This window comes from Treponema sp. OMZ 803 (assembly GCF_024181165.1).
Lineage (GTDB): Bacteria > Spirochaetota > Spirochaetia > Treponematales > Treponemataceae > Treponema.
On record NZ_CP051195.1, the window covers coordinates 76,280 to 98,984 of the forward strand.

Below are 22,705 nucleotides of genomic sequence, written 5' to 3' on the forward strand. Positions count from 1 at the left end.
TTAAAAGGTCTGTTTATTTTTACGAGGCGGATCATCTATGGAGGATGTACGGATGAGTGACGGCAATTACATTTTGCAGATGAAGAATATTTCGAAGCTTTTTCCCGGTGTGCGTGCGTTGGATTCCGTACATCTTGATGTAAAACGCGGGGAAGTCCATGCCTTAATGGGAGAAAATGGTGCCGGAAAATCGACATTGATGAAATGTCTTATCGGTATTCAACCGGTGAGTTCCGGCGAGATTATCTTTGACGGCAGACAGCTCCCGCAGTATTACACGACTGCAGAAGCGCTTTCGTGGGGGATATCCATGATCCATCAGGAACTTTCCCCCGTAGCCGAACGGCCGATTATGGAAAATATTTGGCTTGGAAGGGAGCCTCTTTATCGAACCGGTTTAGTTAATCATAAAAAAATGTATGAAATGACTAAAGCTGTACTGGAACAGGTACACCTGCAAGAAGATCCTAAGACGAAGGTTGGATCTTTAACAGTAGCAAAGATGCAGATGGTAGAAATTGCAAAAGCGGTTTCCTATGACGCAAAGCTCATCATTATGGACGAACCAACTTCCGCCTTAACGGATAGGGAGCGAGATCAGCTTTTTTCCGTTATAAGAAAGCTTAAAAGCGAAAATAAAAGCATTATCTACATTACGCATAAGCTGGATGAAATTGCGCAAATTGCAGATACTGTCAGCATCTTCCGCGACGGCCATTTTATCGCCTCTCATGCCGCGAAAGATTTATCGATGGAACAGATGATAACCGAAATGGTCGGGCGTCCTGTTGATACGATGTTTCCTAAAATTCCCTGTCCTATCGGAGAGGATATCCTTTCGGTAGAAGGTTTAAGCGATGGACGGTATTTTACTGATGTTTCTTTTTCGTTACGGAAAGGAGAAATACTGGGACTTGCCGGTTTGGTAGGCGCCGGAAGAACCGAAATTATCGAAACTATTTTCGGTATCCGCCGCGCTGTAGCGGGAACGGTCAAAATAAACGGTAAACCGGTCCAGATTAAAAATCCCCGTGATGCAATTAAACATAAGATAGCGCTTCTTACCGAAGATCGGCGGCTTTCAGGCATCTTTCCCGTATTGCCGGTGAGCGACAATATCGTAATATCCAACATCAATCGCTATATCAACCGTTTTGGCCTTTTACATAAAAAGAATATTTTAAAAGATTGTAGTGAATATGTGCGGTCGATAGAAATTAAGACGCCTAGTGTCGGGCAGCAAATTCAATTTTTATCGGGGGGAAATCAACAAAAGGTTCTCATTGCGCGGTGGCTTTTAACCGAGCCGGATATTCTGTTTCTTGACGAACCGACGCGAGGAATCGATGTCGGTGCAAAGGCTGAAATTCACCGTTTTATCAGCATGCTTGCAGGACAGGGAAAAGCCATCATTATGGTTTCTTCCGAAATGCCTGAAATACTCGGTATGAGCGATAGGATTGTCGTCGTTGCGGAAGGACATGTTACCGGTATCCTCGAAAATAAAAACCTTACGCAGGATACTATTATGGCCTATGCTTCAAACAAAGCGGACTTAGCGGTTTAAAAAAATATACTGATACTTACGAGGAGGAATAAGGATATGGCTGGAGCAGGGACAAGTCGCTTTGATATAAAAACGTTAAAGACGCTGATACAAACCTACGGTATCGTGCTGGTGCTCATTCTGATGATTATTATTATCTCGATATTAAATCCGAGATTCTTAGGTTTAACAAATATTTTTAATGTACTGAGCCAAACGGCCATTTACGGTATTTTGGCGCTCGGTATGACCTTTGTCATCACCTCACAGGGAATTGATCTTTCCGTCGGTTCGGTACTTGCATTGGCGGGCTGTATTATGGCAAGCATCGGGCAGGTTGCAGGTGCTGTACCGCGCTATTTCCCGAACTTACCTCAAATGCCGCTTATTGTTCCTATTCTTGCGGCCTTATCGGTAGGCGCCGCTTCAGGTGCGCTGAACGGATGGCTTATTTCGGCAACGCACATCCCGCCGTTTATTGCCACGCTCGGTATGTATACCGTCGCGCGCGGTCTTGTGCTTGTTTATACGGGCGGCACGCCGATCAGCAATTTGCTGTCCGGCTTTGATGTGATCGGACAGGGCAAGCTTTTCGGATACATTCCGGTTGCGGTACTGGTGTATGTTGTGATGATTATCATTTCGTGGATACTGCTGCATAATACCAAGTTCGGCAAGGCTGTCTATGCACTCGGCGGGAATAAACGGGCAGCGGAAATTTCCGGCGTAAATGTGAATAAAACGCTGATTATCATCTATGCCTATTGCGGACTGCTTGCCGGTGTTGCAGCTATTGTGTATGCAGGACGGGCGGGTAGTATGCATCCTTCCGCTGCAACCGGCTACGAGCTGACGGCGATTGCCGCAACAACGGTTGGCGGCACCAGTCATACCGGCGGTATCGGCACGATTTGGGGTGCAGTTGTCGGAGCTCTGCTTATTTCCGTATTGCGGAATGGGCTTACGCTTTTGTCAGTCAGTTCCTATTGGCAGCAGATTGCCGAAGGTGTCATCATTGTAGCGGCGGTTATCGTCGATATGCGGAAAAATAAGGGGAAAAAATAAATGGACAAGATACGGATAGGTTCAGTCGGTTTAGGCCGCTTAGGACTTGAACACGCAAAAAATATTGCAACCAGAATCCCGGGCGCGGAACTGGTTGCTTTGTGCGACATCGATACCGAAAAACTGCACAGGGTTGGGAAAGAACTCGGTGTTCGCCATTACTGTACGACTTTTGAAGAAATGCTCGCCATTAAGGGGCTTGATGCGGTAGCGATTGTTTCCCCATCGGCTCTCCACTGTACGCAGATTGCGCAGGCTTTGGAGCGCGGTAAGCACGTATTTTGTGAAAAACCGCTCGGTACCAGCCTTGAAGAATGCCGCCTTGCAGAAAAAGCGGTAGAAGCCCATCCCGACGCAGTGTTTATGCTTGGGTTTATGCGCCGTTTTGATGAATCCTACCGCTATGCAAAGGAAAAAATCGATGCAGGCGAGATCGGCCGTCCGGTACTGTTTCGCTCGTATAGTCAGGATCCGGTCAGCTGTATTAACGGCGCGATTGCCTTTGCTCCGCACAGTGGTGGCGAATTTTACGATATGTCTTCTCACGATATTGATCTTGCCCGTTGGATGCTTTCAAGCGAACCTGTTTCGGTCTATGCAGTCGGCGGTTGTTATGCGTATCCCGAATTTGCTCAGTATGAAGACGGTGATAATGTCTCCTGCTTAATGAAGTTTAAAAACGATGCAATGGCCTTCCTCTTTGCCGGTAGAACCGCACCGCACGGGTATAACGTCGAAACGGAAATTATCGGAACGAAGGCAACGCTGCGAATCGCTTCCGTACCGCAAAAGAACTTGGTTGAAATCCTTGACCGGTACGGTGTCCGCAAAGAGTGTTCGGAGAATTTTCAGGAGCGGTTCGCACAGGCTTATCTGCACGAAATGGAAGCATTTGTAGACTGCATCCGCTCAAGGCGGAAACCGTCCGTCTCCGTATATGACGGTACGGCGGTATCCGTTATTGCCGGTAAATGTACCGAATCTTTTCGAAGCGGAAAACTGATAGCTATCTAATATGCAAACTCTGCGCTTAACCGAATATAGTGGTTGAACTGCTTGCCGATAGCTTTGGCACGCCAGTCTGCAAGCTGTCTGGCGGCTTCTTTTCGAATCGCAACTTCTCCTGTATTGCCATCATCATCAGTAATGTTACTAAGTTTTTGGCCATACCAATTGGGTTTAGTTGCCTTATAGATATTTTGCCCTACACCCGGGTTGATATTTGCCTCAAACACATAGCCGAATTTAAACAGCATATACCCGCCTGATTTTAAAATCGGTAAATGGCAGCTGATATCCAATGCAAGCTGGTTAACATATTGGATGGTCTGTTGTCGCATAAAAGGATTTGCATAAAGATATGCGTGGGTTATTGGTCCTGAGTCATTTGTTATAGTTGCATGGTTACGTGTTGAACCATCAGTTATATAGTCTTTTGAAATATAATTTTTTAGTATTTCAGGATCGGTAATACTTTCATTTACATTTGCATGGCGGACAAAAGTATTCGACACATTAATATCTAACCCATAGAGCGGCCTGAACTTTAGTTTCAGTAGAATCCTATCCGAATTAGGTTCCAAATTACTACCGAGAGGAACTCCATTGTGGGTATAATTCTGATAGTTCGGTACGCCTATAGAAGAGCCATCAAAATGCGTATATGTATAGGGAAATACAAATGTATAATTCAAATCGACAAAAGAAAACCAGTGCGTCTTAGGCATGGTATAGCTTACTCCGAATTGCCCCGACATACGCCATTTTGCATCTTTTTTGAACTTAACAATTTCGTTAAATCCGAGGTCATCAGCATAGAGGGCTCCGTCTAATCGTAAACCCTTGACCGGTTTAATCGTAAAAGTTCCACCTATGAGGCTATTATCAGGAAAGGCATACAACCCTTGGCTGATAAAAAATGCAGAGAAAGGAAGTAAGTAAATAGGCTCAAACCGATTACCATAAATAATCGTATCAACGATCCCAAATGAAAGCCATGACAGCGGGCGTATATTCAATGAATGGATGGCTAAAAACTTTCCCGGCTGATGGTTAGCACCGTTGTCACCTGTTGCAGTTAATGTCAGCAATGCTTGATTATATGTCCATTTTTCTTTATTGACAACAAAGGTAAATTGCCCTTGATGCATTGCTTGAGATCCGACAAAGAGGCTGTTATCGTAAAATGGACCATGATTGGTACGTGCAATACCGGCAGTAACATAATACTGAGGAGTACCAAAAGCAATCCCCGTGTTAAATACCGGCAGTACCAGAAATTTGCCGGCAAAGACTCCGTCATCCGCAAGGTCATATTTTGAATATTGAAAGAGCGGTGTTAACGCCTGGGAAAAAAACTTATTAGTCAGAAAAACACTCACCCTTCCGGAAATCGTAAAAAGTCTATGCAATGAATAATTAATATCCATAAAGGGAGCCAAATTTAATTCATACTGCTTTTGGGGAGCTTTTACCGCTATTTCAGCCAACCCACCAAAATGAAAGACTCTTCCAAAAAAGCGATTATAATACTCTTCAGCCCGCCGCCGCTGACCGGCATCGCCTGTATCAATAACAATTTGCAAAATACGTTGTATCTCTTGCAGAGGATATGGCCGAATATTGGGGGCATCATTAATTAAACCGCTCCCCTCCCATATCGACAAATCCTCATAAAAGGGATCAAATACATTGACTGCAGCCTGGGCGCCTATATTCATATATAGTGCAGCAAACAAAAGCCCAACGCACAAAATCTTTTTCATCATAACCTCGTTTTTTCATAATGATTTCTATAGTATTTCACGAAATTACCAAAAACAGGCAATATACTCAAGCAGGAACATCCTATATGAGCAGACTTTACCGGATCGTATATTTAACCGAAGAATAAATATCCACCGCGTGTCCCTTCTTTCTCCCGGATACAATCGTCCAGTTCAGCCCCGCATTCAGTTCAAGCTGTTTTATCACCCGGTATGAGCCTTCCAACGAAATCGTATGAAAATATGCAGGGTTCCCATACGGGGTCTTTGCCTGTGCTATCGCTTCATAGTGATCGGCATCAGGGTAATAGATACCCGGCTTCCCGGGTTTTTCTTTACTGGGATCAAAAAAATTATCTTCGTTTTCTCCCTTCACCAAAAAACGATAGCCAAGCTTTGCACGGTATTTTTGGGGTTCCGTTAGCGTAACTTGTAAAAAGGCTCCTATTGTATCCGGTCCATAAGGATTTGCAACCCATTGCCGGATATACGAGTCTGTCATTCCCTTGCCTGCAACAGTATCCTTCCGGCGATGGTAGAGACTGATATGCTTATTTTCCATTATATACATCCACGGGTTGGCGTATAAAAACTCACCTGTTACGGAAAGATGTCCAAAACTGAACGGATGGATATACTCAATACCGGCTAACCCGCCGAGGCTGTTAGGAATATTCCGGGCTTTAGGGTAGTTTTTCAGTTCAAATGATGTTTGAAATTGATTTTGACCGTATTGACCATATAACCGCAAACCTCGTATCGGAACTATATCAATACCGACACCGAATTGGCAACCAAGACTTGCTTTTCCGGAGTCTTCAGAAGCATTTCCATTAAAAGTCTTCTCTCGCCAGCCGAAAAAATTATGAAAAATCATCATTGGATTTAAATATTTAGGGTCAAACGGAGCATTAAGTACGATCCCTTCGTAAAGGCGGAGTGTAATCCAATCAATTGGACGAAACGAAGCTTCGTGAGAAAATACAAATCGAGTAGGCTCTAATTCCAATACATTCAGTGCTAATCGTACCTTCTTATAGAAAAATGAGGCGGTTATGTAATCCAGTCGATCTACGGTATCCGCAAGCAGCATACTACCTGCTAGCGACCTGCCGATATTTAAAGCTCCGCGTCCAATGGTAAAGTTAAAGAAGTGATTACCAAGACTGAGTCCCGCCTGAGTAGGAAAGGCAGCTTCAAAGGCATTGCCTTCCAACGGCAAATTGGTATATGGATAGGACAATACCGCAGCCCAGTAATTTTTCTTTAAGCTGAGGTTAGCAAAAAAATCAACATACCGGGTAAACATCACATGCATTGGGATAGAAACAATAGCAGGAGTTCTATTATACCGTAAAAAACTATCAAGCCGAGGTTCATTTTCACGGTTGTGTACATATTGCCCCTGCAGCGCAAAAATGCCGTTCACATCAAATGAAAAATATTTACGAGTAAACAAAAACGAATGCCCGGAAAAATAATCGTGCATCATACGGTACAGCGGTTCACTCGCCTGAGGTATAGCAGCATTGTCAAAAGTAGAAAAATATTCGGCAAGCTCACCCTTAGAAAGCGGTTGCCGGTCTGCAAGCGTCGTCTGCCGCGATTCGACCGACAAAATATGCATTGCATCATAAATCCAATGGTCATTTTCTACAAATAACGCATATGGAGTATCCGCAAAAGCAAAAACGAACATTTCTAAAGATAGTAATAAAATGACAATAAAACGCTTCATTTTTTAATCCTAAGAGATAATTGGAAATACTATAGATAAAACGTAAAGCGATGTCCAGCTGCACATATCAACAGATCGCCCAAAAAATCTTGGACGTATGCCGGCAAGCTCCTACACAATATCATAGGCATTTTGAAGTTTTGTTTACGGCTTGCTTTTACCGACTGACCGTGCTAGGATAAAAGCTGTCTTATAAAGGGCTGCTTATATGCGAATTGCTATTATCACCGAGTGTTATCTTCCGGAAATTAACGGCGCCGTATATCATATCGAAGCGCTGAGGAAAGGTTTAATTGAATTAGGGCATGAGGTTCTTATCGTTAAGCCCGATGCAAATACAAAGCATCATCATATTACCGACGGTATTTTATACAGTCCTGCCGTAAAATTGCCCCATCTTTACAATTACTCTGTCTCTTACCCGCATAGTAGAACCAGATTAAAACTGCTAAAAGAATGGAATCCCGATATTATCCATATTCACCATGAATTCAGCCAAGGCCTATTCGCCTTGTATGCAGGGCGTAAACTCAATATACCGATCGTATACACGTGTCATAGTATGTATTACGATTATATTCACTATTTCGGTGCATTGCAGAATCTTAAAGCGGTAAAAGATTTTATTGATCACGGTATTTTACGATATACCAATGCCGCCAAAGCGGTTATCTGTGCGTCGACAAAACTGGAAGATTTTTTAAAACAGTGCAAGGTAACAACGCCGATCTATAAAATTCCCAATGCATGCATTACGTCCGATTTTGCAGAAGAAACGCTTAATCAAGATGTTGTTCGTAATCTCAAAATACAATACAACATCAAACCTGAAGATTTTGTTGCTTGTTTTTGCGGTAGACTTGCAGCGGAAAAAAATCTTTCCCTTACGTTAGAGTATTGGAAAGATTTTGCAGCCGGTATGCCGAATGCAAAATTATTTATAATCGGGGACGGTCCCGCTAAAGCTGAGCTTGAGAAGCAGGCCAAGGATTATGGCATTGGAAATTCGGTAATTTTTACCGGAGCCGTATTGCATGAAAATATCAAATACTATTATCACTTATGTGATGCATATATTATGACTTCGCTTTCAGAAAATCATTCGGTTTCTGCTTTGGAAGCAATTGCCTGCGGCATGCCTGTCGTCCATCTATACGATAAAGAAAATGAAGATCAATATATTGAAGGAGTGACGGGTTTCGCATTTAAAGATTCGTCCGCGTTTAATAAAATCCTACACAATCTGTATGAAAAAAAGCAAAGCGCTAAAAATAGCAAAACGCTCAAAGAGGAAATAAGCTCAGCTGCATTACAAGACAATTATCAAACGATGACGCAGAAAATTGTAGAGGTTTACCAACAGGTACTTGCAGAACCCCATAATCCGTAAAGCCCTTCTGTGCGAAATTTTATCTAAAATTTCGCACATTTTTCCCACAAATGGATAAACGCATCAGGTAGACTAGATAAAAACCGCGGAAAAACTGAGACTGTGAGGCCATTTGAACCATCTTCAACTGTTGTACATCCGTGTACAACAGTTGAAGGCGAGTTTTGTGTACGCACAAAACATCGCTGCTGTATGGAACTACTGCCATCCTTGGCAGTTCTGGTCGAATAGTCTCAGTTTTTCCGTGGGGATGTTAAAAAACGATCTGATGCGTTTATTCATCCATCCCGTTCACTCTTTTTTTCTTTTAGGCTATACTGCCCTTTATGATTACAGTAAGCGATGTTAGTTTAAAATTTTCGGAAAAACCTCTTTTTAAAGATGTCAATTTAAAATTTACCCCCGGGAACTGCTACGGCATTATCGGAGCGAACGGAGCGGGAAAGTCAACCTTTCTCAAGTTGCTTTCAGGCGAATTAGAGCACGATAGCGGTGAAATCAGTATTACGCCGGGCGAGCGGATGGCGGTACTGCGGCAGGATCACTTTGCTTTTGATGAATATTCCGTCAAAGACACCGTATACATGGGCTACCCGCAGCTCTACAAAATTATGAAAGAGCGGGAAAACATTTACGAAAAAGAAGATTTCAGCGAAGAGGACGGTATCCGCGCCTCGGAGCTTGAGGGTGAGTTTGCCGACATGGGCGGCTGGGAGGCGGAAAATCAGGTAGAACAGATGCTTTCCGGTCTCGGTTTGGAAGAGGCAAACCACGAGCGCATGATGAGCGAGCTGGACGAAAGCCAGAAGGTGCGTGTGCTGCTGGCACAGGCGCTGTTCGGCAATCCCGATATTCTTTTGTTGGACGAACCGACGAACGGTCTCGACCTTGAATCCATCAGCTGGCTGGAGGAGTTTCTCATTGAGTTCCCGAATACGGTGATCGTGGTATCGCATGACCGACACTTTCTGAACACCGTGTGTACGCATATTTGCGATATCGACTTTGGCAAAATCCGTATGTACAGTGGTAACTACGACTTCTGGTATCAGATGAGTCAGATTATGCAGCGGCAGGCACGCGATCAGCAGAAAAAACGCGAAGAAAAGATGAAAGACCTGCGCGAATTTATCCTGCGCTTCGCTTCTAACGCGGCAAAAAGCCGGCAGGCAACCAGCCGCAAAAAAGTGTACGATAAACTTGCTCTGGAAGAACTGGAAGTTACCACCCGAAAATTTCCGTATGTCCACTTTAAACCGGATAGAGAAATCGGCAATAACGTTGTCCGCGTAGAAAAGCTCAACTATACTTCTAAGGAAGAAGGTTCGGGCAACGGTATTACGCTGCTCAAAGATTTCAGCTTGACCGTGAACCGAACGGATAAAATCGCCTTTGTCGGGCAGGAGCATAACTCAAAATCGGCATTCTTCGATATTATCGCCGGTGTTAAAACCGCCGATTCGGGGGATGTGTATTGGGGACAGACCGTTACGAATGCCTATCTCAGCAAGGATAATTCCAGCTACTTTGAAACCGATTTGAACATTACCGACTGGCTGCGGCAGTTTTCCACCGAACAGGACGAAGCTTACGTGCGCGGTTTTTTGGGACGAATGCTTTTTACCGGCGATGAATCGCTCAAACCCGTCAAGGTACTTTCCGGAGGTGAGAAGGTACGCTGTATGCTCAGTAAGCTGATGCTTTCCGGCGCCAATGTGCTGATTATGGATGAGCCGACCAATCACCTCGACTTGGAAGCGATTACCAGCTTGAACGAGGCGCTCATCGCCTTTCCGGGCGTAGTACTATTCAACTCACATGACCACGAGTTCATTTCGTCCATCGCAAACCGCATTGTAGAAATTACCCCCGGCGGTGTAATTGACCGGATGATGCCTTTTGACGACTATATTCGCGATGAGCACGTCCACGAACTCCGCAATGAATATTACGGCGGTGCTGCAAAGAAGATATTGATTTAATACATATACCTTTCCATAAGCATTTTGAAATATACTGTTAAACAGCGTACATCCGCGTACCTCTCTACCGATGTACGTCCATATACATCGGTAGAGGACAAGTTTTGTTCCAAAACTTATTTCTGACTTATTCCCCGCCCATCCTTGGGCGTTCTGACGACGAGATTTGTGCATAGCAACGAAGTAGATGCACCGTCTATTTCAAAAGAGCACTTGACATAGCACTCAATATCATATATACTCGTCCTGTTATTTCAAGATATGGGCTATTAGCTCAGTAGGTAGAGCAACGCCCTTTTAAGGCGTGGGTCGATGGTTCGAATCCATCATAGCTCAAAAGACTGCAAGGGTGCTTGCAGTCTTTTTTTTTACGCACTTAATTTTAAGGTTTAAAGGAGGAAAAACAATGATACAACCGATAGAAGTAGAGGTTAGGAGTTATGAACTGGACGCGTATAATCACGTAAATAACGCCATATATTTAAACTATTTGGAATATGCCCGTATGGAATACCTACGCCGTATCGGTTTTGATTATGTCGGGTTAATCGAAGAAGGCTATATGCTCTATGTAACTCATATCGATATACACTATAAATATTCCGCGCGACTTTACGATAAACTTCGTATTGACGTTACGCCCATCAAACTCGGCAAACTCTCGGGAACTTTCCGGCAGGTAATCACAAATCCGGAGGGCATTGTCTGTGCTGAAGCTGAGGTTTCGTGGGGCTGTGTAGATAAAACCGGTAAACCGGCAAAACTACCCGACAAGTATTTAGTCGAAGGCCTTGTCCCAGAGAAAAAGTAGTTTACACGCTTTTTATTTTATAGAATTCTCAATTTTATTTAGAGCTTTTCTTTAGATTTAATTTTCTTTACCACCACTACTTATTTCTTGCTGGACACCTACCGGCAAAAGGGTTATACTTTTCTTGTATGCACAACATGCACACGGCTCCGCTTATTATTACCTTCTAAAAGGCGGACAAGATAGGCGGAGGTGATCTTTTGTCATAAAAGGAGAGTTTTGACAAAATGAATGAAAAAAGTACCATCCACACCCATCAAGAACAAGTAGATAAGGCGTATGTCACCACCGAAAAGGTAAGAAATCGTTTTTCTTTAAGAAAAAAACTTATTCTCATCTTTGGTATTTTAATCGCAGCTGCGGGAATAATCGAAATTGTTTTCGCTGTTGTCATTGCACGAAAGGCAGTAACAGAAAAAATTGAAGCCCACCTTATCGACAAAGCAAATGATACCGCTGAAATTATTAACGGGAGAGTAACGTCGTTATTACAGTTTATCGAAGGGATTTCCCGTATGCCGATTCTTCGAGGTGTAAATTCTTCATCTGCCGCAAAATTAAGCTTTCTCGCAAAAGAAGTAGCCTTTAACGAAAAAATAGTAGAATTAAATATGACGGATGCGCAAGGACAATGTTTACTTGCCGATGGAAGTATATTATCCGTCATTAACAGAGATTGGTTTCGTGCCGCCATTGCAGGGAAGTCTTTTTTTTTCGGAACCGTATATCTCGCGTGCAAACGGTCAATTGATCAATACCCTTTCCGTGCCTGTATATGATGATGACAAAACTATCGTAGGAGTGTTGTCTGCCGATATCTCAGGTTTTACTTTGTCCGAAGCCATTGCCGATATCGTCGTAGGAGAATCCGGTAACTGTTATATTATGGGCTCGTCAGGAATTATCATCGCAGATAGGGATACCGATTTAGTGCAAAAACAAGATAATATCATCGAACAAGCAAAAACAAACGCCTCGCTCGCATCAACTGCTGTCTTTTTACAGCATGTCCTTGATAGCAGCGAAGGCGAAGTCTGTTACTATGACTATCAAGGGGTTGATTATATCGCATCATTTGCAACAGTCAAAGCTACTCGTTGGTCGATTATCATACGCGCTCCCGTCAACGAATTTATGGGAACCGTCAACACGCTCCGTACCGCGATGATTGGTATTGGTATTAGCGTACTGATCGGTGCACTGATCGTGGTCTATTTTGTTGCCCGTACAATGGTAAAACCGGTTCAGACTGCTGTTAATGCCTTAAAAAATATTGCGCAAGGGGAAGGAGATTTAACAGTTCGGCTACCGGCGATCGGTAATGATGAGGTAACGGATTTGTCCGAATACTTTAACAAAACGATCGATAAGATTGGTACATCGATACGAACGGTTGGGAGCAATAGCCATACCATGGAAGAAATCGGCGATGAACTTGCCTCCAATATGACCGAAACGGCAAGCGCAGTAAACCAAATTAGCGCAAATATTGACGGTGTTAAACAGCAGGCCTTAACTCAAGCCGCCAGCGTTACCGAAACCGCAGCAACTGTTGAAGAAATCGTACGGACGATTAAACAGCTTAATACCAGTATTGAAAATCAAGCGGGCAGTGTTGCACGATCCTCCGCTTCAGTAGAACAAATGGTAGCAAATATCGCTTCCATCAGCCAGACGCTCAGCAAAACCGATGGCGCCATCGGAAATTTGACAACAGCAACCGGAGACGGCAAAGCCACTCTTGTTACCTCGAATACCGTGACGCAAAAAATTGCAGAAGAGTCCGGTTCGTTAATGGAGGCTTCCAGCGTTATTCAGCATATCGCATCACAAACAAACCTACTTGCAATGAATGCTGCAATAGAAGCTGCTCATGCAGGTGAAGCAGGCAAAGGATTCGCCGTCGTTGCGGATGAGATACGTAAACTTGCAGAAGAGTCCTCGATGCAAGGGAAAACTATTACCGCTACACTAAAAAACTTGACCGGAGAAATAGAGATGCTTTCAAGCTCGTCAAAAACCGTGGAGGAAAAATTCAATACGATTTTTAACTTTGCCGAACAGGTAAAAGAGATGAGTAATACGGTTACCGAAGCAATGCGGGAACAGGAAAACGGCAGTAGAGAAGTATTAACCGCTATGAAAGATATCAATACGGTAACGGCGGAAGTACAGGCCGGCTCAGAAGAAATGCTGAAAGGTGGTGAAAGTGTTGCAGACGAAATGCAGAAGCTTGATGAACTTACTCGTGTTATTACCGATAGCATGAGCGAAATGGCATCCGGTGCGGTGCAGATTAATAACGCTATACAAGAAGTGAATGAGCTTACGCAGAAAAACAAGCATAGCATTGAGAATCTTGCAAAAGAAGTCTCAAAATTTAAGGTGTAATATGTAAAACATAAGGTACCGCTACCGGGTTGTTTTACTACATCCTGACATAGAGGAGTCCGAAATGTATAGTCGGAAAATTGATCTTAAAAAGATAAGTGTCCTTATATATGCACTGGTCTGTATTATGCTGTTGGGAAATGCCTGTACAGCGCAAGAAGGCAAAAGCGATTCGAAGGGTATGACAGCTATCACGGACATGAAAGGCGCCGAGCTGGACACCATTATGAACGACAAGGCGGAAAAAGAGCAGTATCTTGTTATCGATGTGCGTGAAAAATATGAGTATGATGCAGGGCATGTCCGCTATGCAATCAACATCAGCCTTAACGATATCGGTAACAGACTGAGTGATATTGCCGACCTCAAGGATAAAAATATTATCGTTATTTGTAGAAGTGGAAGACGGAGCCGAGCAGCTGCAGAAATCTTACAAAAGAACGGATTTAAAAAACTGTTCAACGCGGATGGAGTCGGCAGCTACTCTTATAAATCGCTCACCAAAGTCGCAAATGTACGGGGAAAGCAGATGCAGGAGTTGGTAAATACCGGAAGATATTCGGTAGTCGATGCACGGGAACCTGCGGACTATGCCGTTTCGCATTTAAAGGGCGCGATATCGGGGAATGCGAATACCCTTGCTGAATTACTCCCTAAACTGCCTAAAGACAAACCGGTACTGACCTACTGCTATTCCGGCAACCGCGCTTTTGCCATTGCGGAAAAATTAGCAGCTGCAGGATACACGGTGATAAACAGTTTAGACGGCACTAACGAATACTCAGCCTTTGAATTGGTAAAATAACGGAAGATCCCTTGATAGCCGCTAAAAATTTTACCTTTTAGCGGCCTTTCTTGGGCACCTCTAAAAACTCGGTTAGATTTTTAGAGGTGCCCCTTCTGTTTAACTTACAACTAACGTATGATAACTATGCGCTGCGTTTATTTACACTTCACCGGGGGCAAGTTGGGTTAAAATTTCGGTGTGGTCTTCGAAGATGGCAACTGTGTGTTCCATGTGGCAGGAGCAGGACTTGTCGGCGGTGACAACCGTCCATCCATCGGCACGGGTTTTAACATCCGCCGTACCGAGGTTGATCATCGGTTCAATCGCGATTACCATACCGGGTACCAGCCGCGGATTTGGCGCACCACGCTCCGGTACGTTCGGAATATTGGGGTCTTCGTGCACCTTAAGCCCAACTCCGTGTCCGCAGTATTCATATACAACGCCGTATTTATACTGCCGCGCTAAATCATATACCGCGCGGGATATCGCATTTACACGCTTCCCTGCCTGACAGGCGGCAATTCCTGCGTAGAGGCAGTCGGTAGTAACCTTTAAGAGCTGGGCTCGTTCAGGGCTTACATTTCCGACTGGTACCGTTACGCACGAATCGCTGATGTATCCGTTGAGGTCAATACCGATATCCAGCGATACGAGGTCTCCTTCCCGTACGATTTTCTTTTTGCTGGGAATGCCGTGAATAACTTCTTCATTGATGGAGATACAGGCTGCCCCCGGAAAATCTTCTGCATACCATGCGGGAACGCCGCCGATACTCTTAATGTACTCAACACAAAAGTCATCCAGCGCTTTAGTGGTTATGCCAGGTTGCACACGAGGAGTCAGCTCTTTAAAGAGCCGTGCCAATGCCTTACAGGATAGGCGAATGCCGTCTATCTGTTCCTTTGTCTTAATCCGTATCATATATTCCTTACCTTTTGCGCAGCCTTACCGTCTTAGGAGGATACACCGGTTATCTTGTGTTAAGGATATCCGGCATACCGTTAACGTCAAAGCTGCTGCTGATAGTTTTTTTTCAACTTTGTTATACCACGGATACGGGGATTCATCCGCACGGATGCCGCTGCGCATCCGTCACCGGTGCTAAAATCACCCATCCGGTAATAAATTTCCGCCATCTTTTTTAATATTTCCGCATTATCCGCTTTACTCAACCCAAAATCAAGCGCGGCTTCGCAGCAATCGAGCAGTAGATCATCGGCAAGGGCATAGATCAGTTTCTCGCGGATAAGTTTGCGGGCGAGGATAAGAACTTCGGGGAAAAAATGGCGGAAATATGCCTGCTTCTGCTCTTCGCGGATAATCCGGTCAAGCAGCAAAAAAGACTCATAATAGTGATCGCGGAAATACAATTCCTCTGCAAGAACAAAACCGCAATCCATAAAATCTCCTCTGCTAAAGTAATGGCGGAGCGAAAACGAAGGCTGTACCGACCGAAGCCGTAAAAACTCCTGTACTGCTTCGTCTTCTGCATTATGGAAAAGGTCAAAAAAAATCAGCGTAGCTCTGCTTTCAGGATCTGCCCGCTCTTTTAACCAGGTACGGTAATCAAAACTTTCACCTTTTTTAGCGGTCTTATTATAGAAAAAATCAAACTCCGCCCGACGTTTTACATCGAGCAATGCTTCATAGGCGCGGATAAGCCGCATCAGCTCTTGCTCATTTGCTCTTTTGCCGCCGGTATTCCGAATATTATGCGGAATATCGGGATGCAATTCTTTAGCTTTTTTTCTAAATGCCCGTTTGATTTCTGCGGTCGAAGCAGAAGGAGAAATATCTAAAATCTTATAATAATCTTCTATTTCTAGAACTTGATGAGCTGATCGATTTCTGCGTCCTTCTTCGCTATCCTGCTGTCCGCTTTCCGCCTTACTACCCAATATTTGCCCCCGCACGGCGAGCATCCGCAGCATTCCGCAATGTATCGAAGTAGTCAATCATAAAACCGCAGCTTTCCAATGCATTCATCACATTCCGAGTAAATTTATCCGAAAACAAGCCGCGGCTTACGGTCAGAACGCAGCCCTTACAGCCTTCTTTCAGGCCGTGTTCTTTTAGGATAGTTACAACAGCAGAATCGGGTTTGGAGGTAAAAAGCGGTTTTTCGGCGCAGAAAACGACAATATACTCGTACATATTAAGCCGATCGGTATCGGCCAACGCATATCCGTTCAAAACGCGAACGTCATCACACTGATTATGAGCCGCCTCTTTTAAGGCTTCCAGAAGAAGCTGTGTTTGTGCCTTTTCTCCTTTATCAAAATACACTAATACTGCTGTCATAATGATATCATAATAAAAAAAATTTTTTTATTATGCAAGCGCCCATCTTTTGAAAATAGCAAAACGTTGAATATTGAAAACCTCTAGAAGCTATCACAAAAATCCATGTACGTTTGCAAAAGACGCTTGTTTTTTCTATAATGCTAAGATGATAATGAGTATGCAAAAACCGTTCTACGAAAAATTCGTTAAAAAAAACGCCTCTCCCCGGACGCAAGATAAAGCGGATCATGTTCAGTCAAAAGAAAGCCGTCAGAACCATCAATCAAAAGATAAAAAGCAATATACAAAAGTTTTCGGTGAGAAGCTCAATCAAAAAAATGAGAAATTGCGTGGAAGCCGAAACAGTACGCCTTATACCTTTGGAAAACCTGTTTTTTCCGGACTTACGTCAGAAGCAAAAAATATCTTAGAGTATTTTCCTATGTTGTTGGATCAGGTTTTACCGCTTGATGCAAAAAAGAAACAACTGTTACCGCAGCATATTCACACGCTTTTCCATGAACTAACGGATGAGCGAAGCAGCAGAAAAACGCACTATTTAAATGATCCGGTAAAGCTTTCTGCATACACGCACTATTATGTGTGGTGGAATTTAGTGCGGCTTACGAAACTTCTGCAGAATCTTGAGATCCCGCTTGATGACGGCGATTATGCGGCAGATTTCGGTTCGGGGCCGCTTACTTTGGTCTGCGCTTTGTGGATTGCAAAACCGAAGCTACGGAAAAAACGGCTGACATGGTATTGTGTAGATATTTCCAATAAAGTGCTTAGCTTCGGAGAAGAGCTTTTTTTAGCACTCTGTGCATACACCGGTAAAAAGGACAACAGAGAAATTCCCTGGACTGTTAAGAAGGTATGCGGAGCATTCGGTACGCCATTGTCCGAAAAAGTGTCGCTGGTAACGGAAGCAAATATGTTCAATGAGATATTTTGGAATAGTCCGCTTTCTCTTGATGACCAAGCCGAAAAAACGCACCGTACGGTTATGCACTATTTAAAACCGAACGGCGCCGTGCTTTTTATTGAACCGGGGATACCACTTGCAGGTGAATTTTTAAGCCTGTTGAGAACGGAATTTTTAGAGGCTGGATTTTCCATCTATGCGCCGTGTCCCCATGTCGGAGTCTGTTGTTTCCCCAATCGTCCTCTCCAAACTGGAACGGCGAAAATGCCGATAGCGTTTCATAAATGGTGCCACTTTACTTTTGAAACACACGATTCACCCGAAAATCTTCTCCGCCTTTCGGAAGCATCCCATTTGGGAAAAGAGCGTGCAAGTTTAAGTTTTTTATACGGCACGTTATCCTCATCTGCCTTACCTTCCGGCAATGCAGAGAAGGCTTCTTCCGAGGGAATACCGGTGCGCATCTGTTCGGATATCATCAAACCGGATCCGCAAACTATCGGTAGATATGCCTGTTCGGAAAAAGGATTTATGTTCATTACCGGTCATGCGTACAAAGAATCGGTGTTAAACACCGCCGTATCGGGCACACTGCTTATCCTGCCGGAAGAGGCCGTTAAATTTCATCAACGGGATAAAAAGACCCATGCGCTTTTGGTAGAAGTGCCGTAAAAGTGGAGAGAAACGATTAGTTCGAAATTGCTATGGATACCATCATGGTTGACGCATCTACCGTTTCGTTTCCCTGTGCATTTATCCTTCGCTGTCCTTTACTTACTCCAGGGCGCTTATATCAAGCCGGTCAAAACCTTCCAGTAATGTGCGGGCGATAGCTTTCAACTTTGCAAGATCACCTTTTCGGCTGCTTTCGATGTTCAGCGGCATAACGGGGTCGTGCAAGGATAAGCGGAGTAGCATCCAGCCCTGTGCTTCTGTGCTTTTAAACGAAATACGCACCCCTTCATACGATTGCGGCAGTTCAAAGCCTGCTTTTTCGGCGCGCTCTTTAAATGCTTGCAGGATTGACATGCCGTATTCTTTAAAATCTTCGCCGCGTATCTTAAAACGCAATTCCGTTTCTTCTACCATCGGCGGGAGCTTTCCAATTAGGCTTTCGATATTTTTTCCTTCGTGCTTTGCGTTCGCAAGCGCCGTTACCAGCTTTACCGCAAGAAAAGCGCCGTCATCGAGGTAGTAATTGTCTTTCAGCGCGCCGTGTCCGGACGTTTCCATCGCCAGTGGACTGATAATCCCCTGCTCATTCAATTCGCGGCATTTGTTGATTACGTTTTTGTAGCCGCGCATATACCGCAAATGGATAAGCCCCAGCTCCTGCTCAAGGAAGAAGGTGAGCCGATCGGAAGTTACCGAATCGGTAACGATGGTGCTGTGCGGATAGTTGGGTGCAAGGATTGCCGCCGTCATTGCGATAATTGCATCGCGGTTGACCTCCGTTCCGTCGGACAGTACTGCCGACATACGGTCAACATCCGTGTCGAAAATCAGGCCCAAATCGGAATGGCTTTGCACGGTAGCGGTTTTTGCCGCTTCCATCGCCGCCTTGTTTTCGGGATTGGGAATGTGATTGGGAAAGGTGCCGTCCGGTTCAAGGAAGCGGCTGCCGCTGGTATCGGCGCCAAGTTCTGTTAATACCTGCTCTGCAAAAAAGCCGCCCGCACCGTTCCCGGCATCGACCGCGATTTTCAAGTTTGCAAGCGGCTTTTCGGCATGGAAGCTCAAGCCTTTCCGGATGGCGTCTTGCAGGTGTTTTGAGTAGCGCGCAATTAAATCGAATGACCGGTATTTCGGGGAGCCGTTGTCTCCGGTAGTCTGTTGAGTGGCACTATCCGGCGGCATGCCAGTACTGTGTTGCGCTGTGGTATCATACTGTGCGGCGGCACTGCGTAAAATTTCCGTGATGTCGATGCGTTCAAGCCCGCCGGATTTATCGAAGAACTTGAACCCGTTACGGTTGAAGGGGAGGTGGCTTGCGGTAATCATAATTGAGCCGTCAAAGTTTGTTTCTTCAAACACGGTGCCCATAAACATTGCCGGTGTGGTAGCAAGCGAGCAGCGCACGATAGTAACCCGCTGCGCCGCAAGTCCTTCGACGAGTGCATTTTCAAGCGCTTCGCCGGAAAGCCGGGAATCCCGCCCGATACCGATTACCAGCGTATCCGTGCTGCGTCCTGTTTTTGCGGAAAGCCAGAGCGCAAACGCTGCGCCGATGTTCCGGCAGACTTCGGTCGTTAAATTTACGTGTTCGCCGTCAACACCTTCCAGCGCAACGCCGCGGATATCGCTACCGTTTTGCAGCTTCAAAAAATCATGTTCGTTCATAGTGCTTTTATTATAGCAAAAAAGTGCGTGTGGGGTAGAGGGGAAAGCGCGGACTTTTAGTCGGGGAGAGCCCCCTCGCAAAATGATGATCTGATGATATAGCTTGCTTGATATATAAAACTGCGGTACCATTAGGGAATGAGCAGGAATATAAACATGAACAAAAGATTTTTTTATTGGTTTATTATCAGCATTGCTGTTGCGGCACAGTTATTTGCAGTTGAGACGGTGCGTTTTCAGGAGCAGACTTACAGCGGTTCTGTAACGTACAACGAAAAGGCTCAGCCGGGAGACGCGGTGTTCGTGCGTCTTTCGATGAAGGTGCCCGAAACAACGTCTGATAAGACTTCACAAAAGCCTATCGCCGTTTTGCAGCTCTTTAAGGGAAAAGAGCGGGCAGCTTCCACGCAGTTTTTCTTTACAAATCCCCAAAATCGCAGTGCGGAAACGGCTGAGATGCTTGCGGGTATTCCGCTTTCGACATGGCTTTCCGACAAGGAAGTTTATTCACTTAAAGTGATTATTTCAACAGGGGATGCACAGAAAAAAGAAATAACGCTGCCCTTTAGCATTCAGAAAAAGCAATTTGCTTCCGAGCGTATTGTGCTTGATGCAAGAAATACAGGAATTAGGAAGGATGTGAGTCCTGAACGTCGTGCACAAAGTGAAAAACTCAATAAAATTCTTGAAACGGTAATACCGCAGGATGTGTATACATTGAAGCCCTTTACAATACCGGTAGATTCAAAACGGATAACGTCCGGTTTTGGGGATCGCCGTGTCTTTGAATACACTGACAAAAAGACAAGCACTTCGCTGCATTATGGAATAGATTATGGTGTACCGACAGGGACTCCCGTTCATTCCTGTGCCGAGGGAAAGGTTGTGCTGGCGGAGAACCGTATTTCTACCGGCTGGAGCGTTGTGGTAGAACATTTACCCGGACTTTACAGTCTCTATTACCACATGGATTCACTGAACGTGCAAGAAGGTCAATATGTCAAACAAGGGGAAAAGCTTGGCCTTTCAGGTGCAACGGGACTTGCAACCGGTCCGCATCTGCACTGGGAAGTGCGGCTGAATATGGGGGCTGTAAATCCCGAATTCTTTTTGAAAGAGTTTGCGTTTTGACTTTGATGTCTTCCGATACATCATCAGAAAATCTTTATACATTTTTATCCGTATAAGTATTTTATATCTCCGTCTCGAATAAGCTCGGCTGATAGTGCTTATACGTTTTACTTTCGACGGCGTAGCTGGTGCTGATGAGTTTTTTAATCCGAATGCTGCAAAGTTCTGTGCAAAGAATTTGGTAAAATTGCTCCATTCCGGATCAACTCCTTTCCAGTACTTTGTATTCCTTTATAAGCAAAACGAGCGAAAATACCAAAATGACGATGTCGTTTAAGGGGAGCGCTGCCCACACACCGGCGACGTTTCCGCCCAGCAATACGGGAACTAAAAGCACTAAGGGAACGACGAGTGCAAGCTGTCTGAACACGACGAGTAAGCCCGCCTGCTTTGCTTTTCCCAACGATTGCAAATACGTGAGTGTCATAATAAGAAGACCGTAGGTGGGAAAAACGGCGAACATAAGACGGAAGTTCGTTATTCCTTTAGCGACGATATCGGCTTGCGTAATAAATGCCGATAAAATCCCGCGCGCAAAGCATTCTATAACAAGCCAAAATACAAGCGATAAACACGTAGAGCCTGCAATAAAAACGTTTGTCAGTTTTTTTACGCGCTCGTAATTTTTTGCGCCGTAATTCGTTCCGACGGCGGGCTGTAAACCTTGGCTCATACCCCACACGGGCACAAAGGCAAGCTGCATAACGCGCAAAGCGGCTCCCATTAAAGCGATTTGATCGGCGCCGCCGTATTTAACCGCCGTGTTGTATACGACAGTCATTTGAATGAGCATCATCACTTGCATGAGCATGGCGCTTACACCGACGGCAAAAGTTTCTCCGGTGAGCTTTTTTTCAAGGCGGAGGGCGTGAAATTTAACGACCGGACTTTTGCGCAAAAAGTACCACAAGGTAACGGCGGCTTGCATCAGCTGCGACACAACCGTAGCGATTGCAACCGCTTGCGGTCCGAATCCGGGCAACAAGATGATAAAAATCGGATCGAGTATGATATTCAAAACGGCACCGCCTGCCATAATGCCCATAGCAATTCCCATACGTCCTTCGGCGCGCAGCACCATATTGGCGCCTTGCATAAAATTGACAAACACGGAACCGATATACACCGTACGTAAATACGAAACGCCCATATCGAGGACGGCACCTTGCGCTCCGGACAAACGCAAAAATACGGGGGCAAGCGGAATGCCGGCTACCATAACACAGGCGGACATTAAAAGTACTAAAACGCTTAAGTTGCCCATAATTTTATCGACCGTTTGCCAATCTTTAGCGCCGATTGCACGCGACAGTATGGAACCCGATCCGATGCCGAGCAACACCGCGATGCCGTTGTTAATCAGCACAAAGGGGGACGCTGCAGAAACCGCGCTCATCGCATCCGTTCCCACCATTTGCCCGACGTAAATCGAATCGACAAAGGCATATAAGCCGACTACAAACTGTCCCAAAATTGCCGGAAGACTTAACTTAATCATTAAGCTCCACGGATTTTTGTTTAATAATTCTTCTCTTACCTCACTCATAC

At 44.8% G+C, this 22,705-nt stretch carries 16 protein-coding genes, 1 tRNA gene and 1 pseudogene; 11 read left to right on the forward strand and 7 right to left on the reverse strand.

Annotation, left to right across the window (positions count from 1 at the left end; translation table 11 throughout):
* Positions 1-37 precede the first annotated feature (37 nt).
* Genes ABH09_RS00330 through iolG form a run of 3 tightly spaced genes read left to right on the forward strand, consistent with a single transcriptional unit; the run spans position 38 to position 3,625 of the window.
* Positions 38-1,567, forward strand: a complete 1,530-nt coding sequence (locus ABH09_RS00330) for a sugar ABC transporter ATP-binding protein (RefSeq protein ID WP_315450008.1) — start codon at positions 38-40, stop codon at positions 1,565-1,567.
* 36 nt (positions 1,568-1,603) lie between these two features.
* The gene (locus ABH09_RS00335; RefSeq protein ID WP_253714763.1) at positions 1,604-2,611 is read left to right on the forward strand and encodes an ABC transporter permease; all 1,008 of its coding nucleotides are present in this window, start codon (positions 1,604-1,606) and stop codon (positions 2,609-2,611) included.
* On the forward strand, positions 2,612-3,625 hold the full coding sequence (gene iolG / locus ABH09_RS00340) for an inositol 2-dehydrogenase (RefSeq protein WP_253714764.1): 1,014 nt from the start codon (positions 2,612-2,614) through the stop codon (positions 3,623-3,625).
* Here iolG and ABH09_RS00345 read toward each other — a convergent pair.
* Together ABH09_RS00345 and ABH09_RS00350 are read right to left on the reverse strand one after the other, a co-directional pair.
* On the reverse strand, positions 3,622-5,376 hold the full coding sequence (locus ABH09_RS00345; RefSeq protein ID WP_253715795.1) for a hypothetical protein: 1,755 nt from the start codon (positions 5,374-5,376) through the stop codon (positions 3,622-3,624). The two genes, iolG and ABH09_RS00345, sit on opposite strands and share 4 nt — an antisense overlap.
* A 97-nt stretch (positions 5,377-5,473) precedes the next feature.
* Positions 5,474-7,114, reverse strand: a complete 1,641-nt coding sequence (locus ABH09_RS00350) for a hypothetical protein (protein WP_253714765.1) — start codon at positions 7,112-7,114, stop codon at positions 5,474-5,476.
* Positions 7,115-7,322: 208 nt separating this feature from the next.
* Between ABH09_RS00350 and ABH09_RS00355 the strand changes: the two genes are divergently transcribed.
* The 6 genes and pseudogenes from ABH09_RS00355 to ABH09_RS00380 all read left to right on the forward strand — a co-directional run bounded on the left by ABH09_RS00355 (position 7,323) and on the right by ABH09_RS00380 (position 14,493).
* Positions 7,323-8,504, forward strand: coding sequence for a glycosyltransferase (locus tag ABH09_RS00355; protein ID WP_253714766.1), 1,182 nt, complete (start codon positions 7,323-7,325; stop codon positions 8,502-8,504).
* A gap of 326 nt (positions 8,505-8,830) precedes the next feature.
* Positions 8,831-10,486 carry an ABC-F family ATP-binding cassette domain-containing protein gene (locus tag ABH09_RS00360; RefSeq protein WP_253714767.1) on the forward strand — a complete coding sequence of 552 codons (1,656 nt, stop codon included), beginning with the start codon at positions 8,831-8,833 and terminating at the stop codon, positions 10,484-10,486.
* A gap of 263 nt (positions 10,487-10,749) precedes the next feature.
* Positions 10,750-10,822 (forward strand) — tRNA-Lys (locus ABH09_RS00365).
* Between the two features lie 70 nt (positions 10,823-10,892).
* Positions 10,893-11,297: an acyl-CoA thioesterase gene (locus tag ABH09_RS00370; RefSeq protein ID WP_253714768.1), complete on the forward strand. Its 405-nt coding sequence runs from the start codon at positions 10,893-10,895 to the stop codon at positions 11,295-11,297.
* Positions 11,298-11,524: 227 nt separating this feature from the next.
* Positions 11,525-13,688: pseudogene (locus ABH09_RS00375) on the forward strand (methyl-accepting chemotaxis protein).
* A gap of 64 nt (positions 13,689-13,752) precedes the next feature.
* On the forward strand, positions 13,753-14,493 hold the full coding sequence (locus tag ABH09_RS00380; protein WP_253714769.1) for a rhodanese-like domain-containing protein: 741 nt from the start codon (positions 13,753-13,755) through the stop codon (positions 14,491-14,493).
* Positions 14,494-14,634: 141 nt separating this feature from the next.
* Here ABH09_RS00380 and map read toward each other — a convergent pair whose 3' ends face one another.
* The 3 genes from map to ABH09_RS00395 all read right to left on the reverse strand — a co-directional run bounded on the left by map (position 14,635) and on the right by ABH09_RS00395 (position 16,779).
* A complete protein-coding gene (map, locus tag ABH09_RS00385; protein WP_162661974.1) occupies positions 14,635-15,399 on the reverse strand; it encodes a type I methionyl aminopeptidase in 765 nt (254 codons plus the stop codon).
* A gap of 86 nt (positions 15,400-15,485) precedes the next feature.
* Positions 15,486-16,400 carry a J domain-containing protein gene (locus tag ABH09_RS00390; protein WP_253715796.1) on the reverse strand — a complete coding sequence of 305 codons (915 nt, stop codon included), beginning with the start codon at positions 16,398-16,400 and terminating at the stop codon, positions 15,486-15,488.
* Entirely contained in the window at positions 16,369-16,779 is a 411-nt protein-coding gene (locus ABH09_RS00395) for a hypothetical protein (protein WP_253714770.1), read from the reverse strand. Before ABH09_RS00395 ends, ABH09_RS00390 begins: the two co-directional genes overlap by 32 nt.
* Positions 16,780-16,939: 160 nt before the next feature.
* Here ABH09_RS00395 and ABH09_RS00400 point away from each other — a divergent pair, with 160 nt between their 5' ends.
* Positions 16,940-18,358: a small ribosomal subunit Rsm22 family protein gene (locus tag ABH09_RS00400; RefSeq protein WP_253714771.1), complete on the forward strand. Its 1,419-nt coding sequence runs from the start codon at positions 16,940-16,942 to the stop codon at positions 18,356-18,358.
* A 102-nt stretch (positions 18,359-18,460) separates the two neighbouring features.
* Here the strand turns inward: ABH09_RS00400 and ABH09_RS00405 are convergent, their stop codons facing one another.
* Complete coding sequence (locus tag ABH09_RS00405; protein WP_253714772.1) at positions 18,461-20,026, reverse strand: phosphohexomutase domain-containing protein; 1,566 nt, start codon at positions 20,024-20,026, stop codon at positions 18,461-18,463.
* 156 nt (positions 20,027-20,182) lie between these two features.
* Between ABH09_RS00405 and ABH09_RS00410 the strand changes: the two genes are divergently transcribed.
* The gene (locus ABH09_RS00410) at positions 20,183-21,157 is read left to right on the forward strand and encodes a M23 family metallopeptidase (RefSeq protein ID WP_253714773.1); all 975 of its coding nucleotides are present in this window, start codon (positions 20,183-20,185) and stop codon (positions 21,155-21,157) included.
* Between the two features lie 202 nt (positions 21,158-21,359).
* On the opposite strand, the gene ABH09_RS00415 is transcribed toward ABH09_RS00410, so the two are convergent.
* On the reverse strand, positions 21,360-22,703 hold the full coding sequence (locus ABH09_RS00415; protein WP_253714774.1) for an MATE family efflux transporter: 1,344 nt from the start codon (positions 22,701-22,703) through the stop codon (positions 21,360-21,362).
* Positions 22,704-22,705 lie beyond the last annotated feature (2 nt).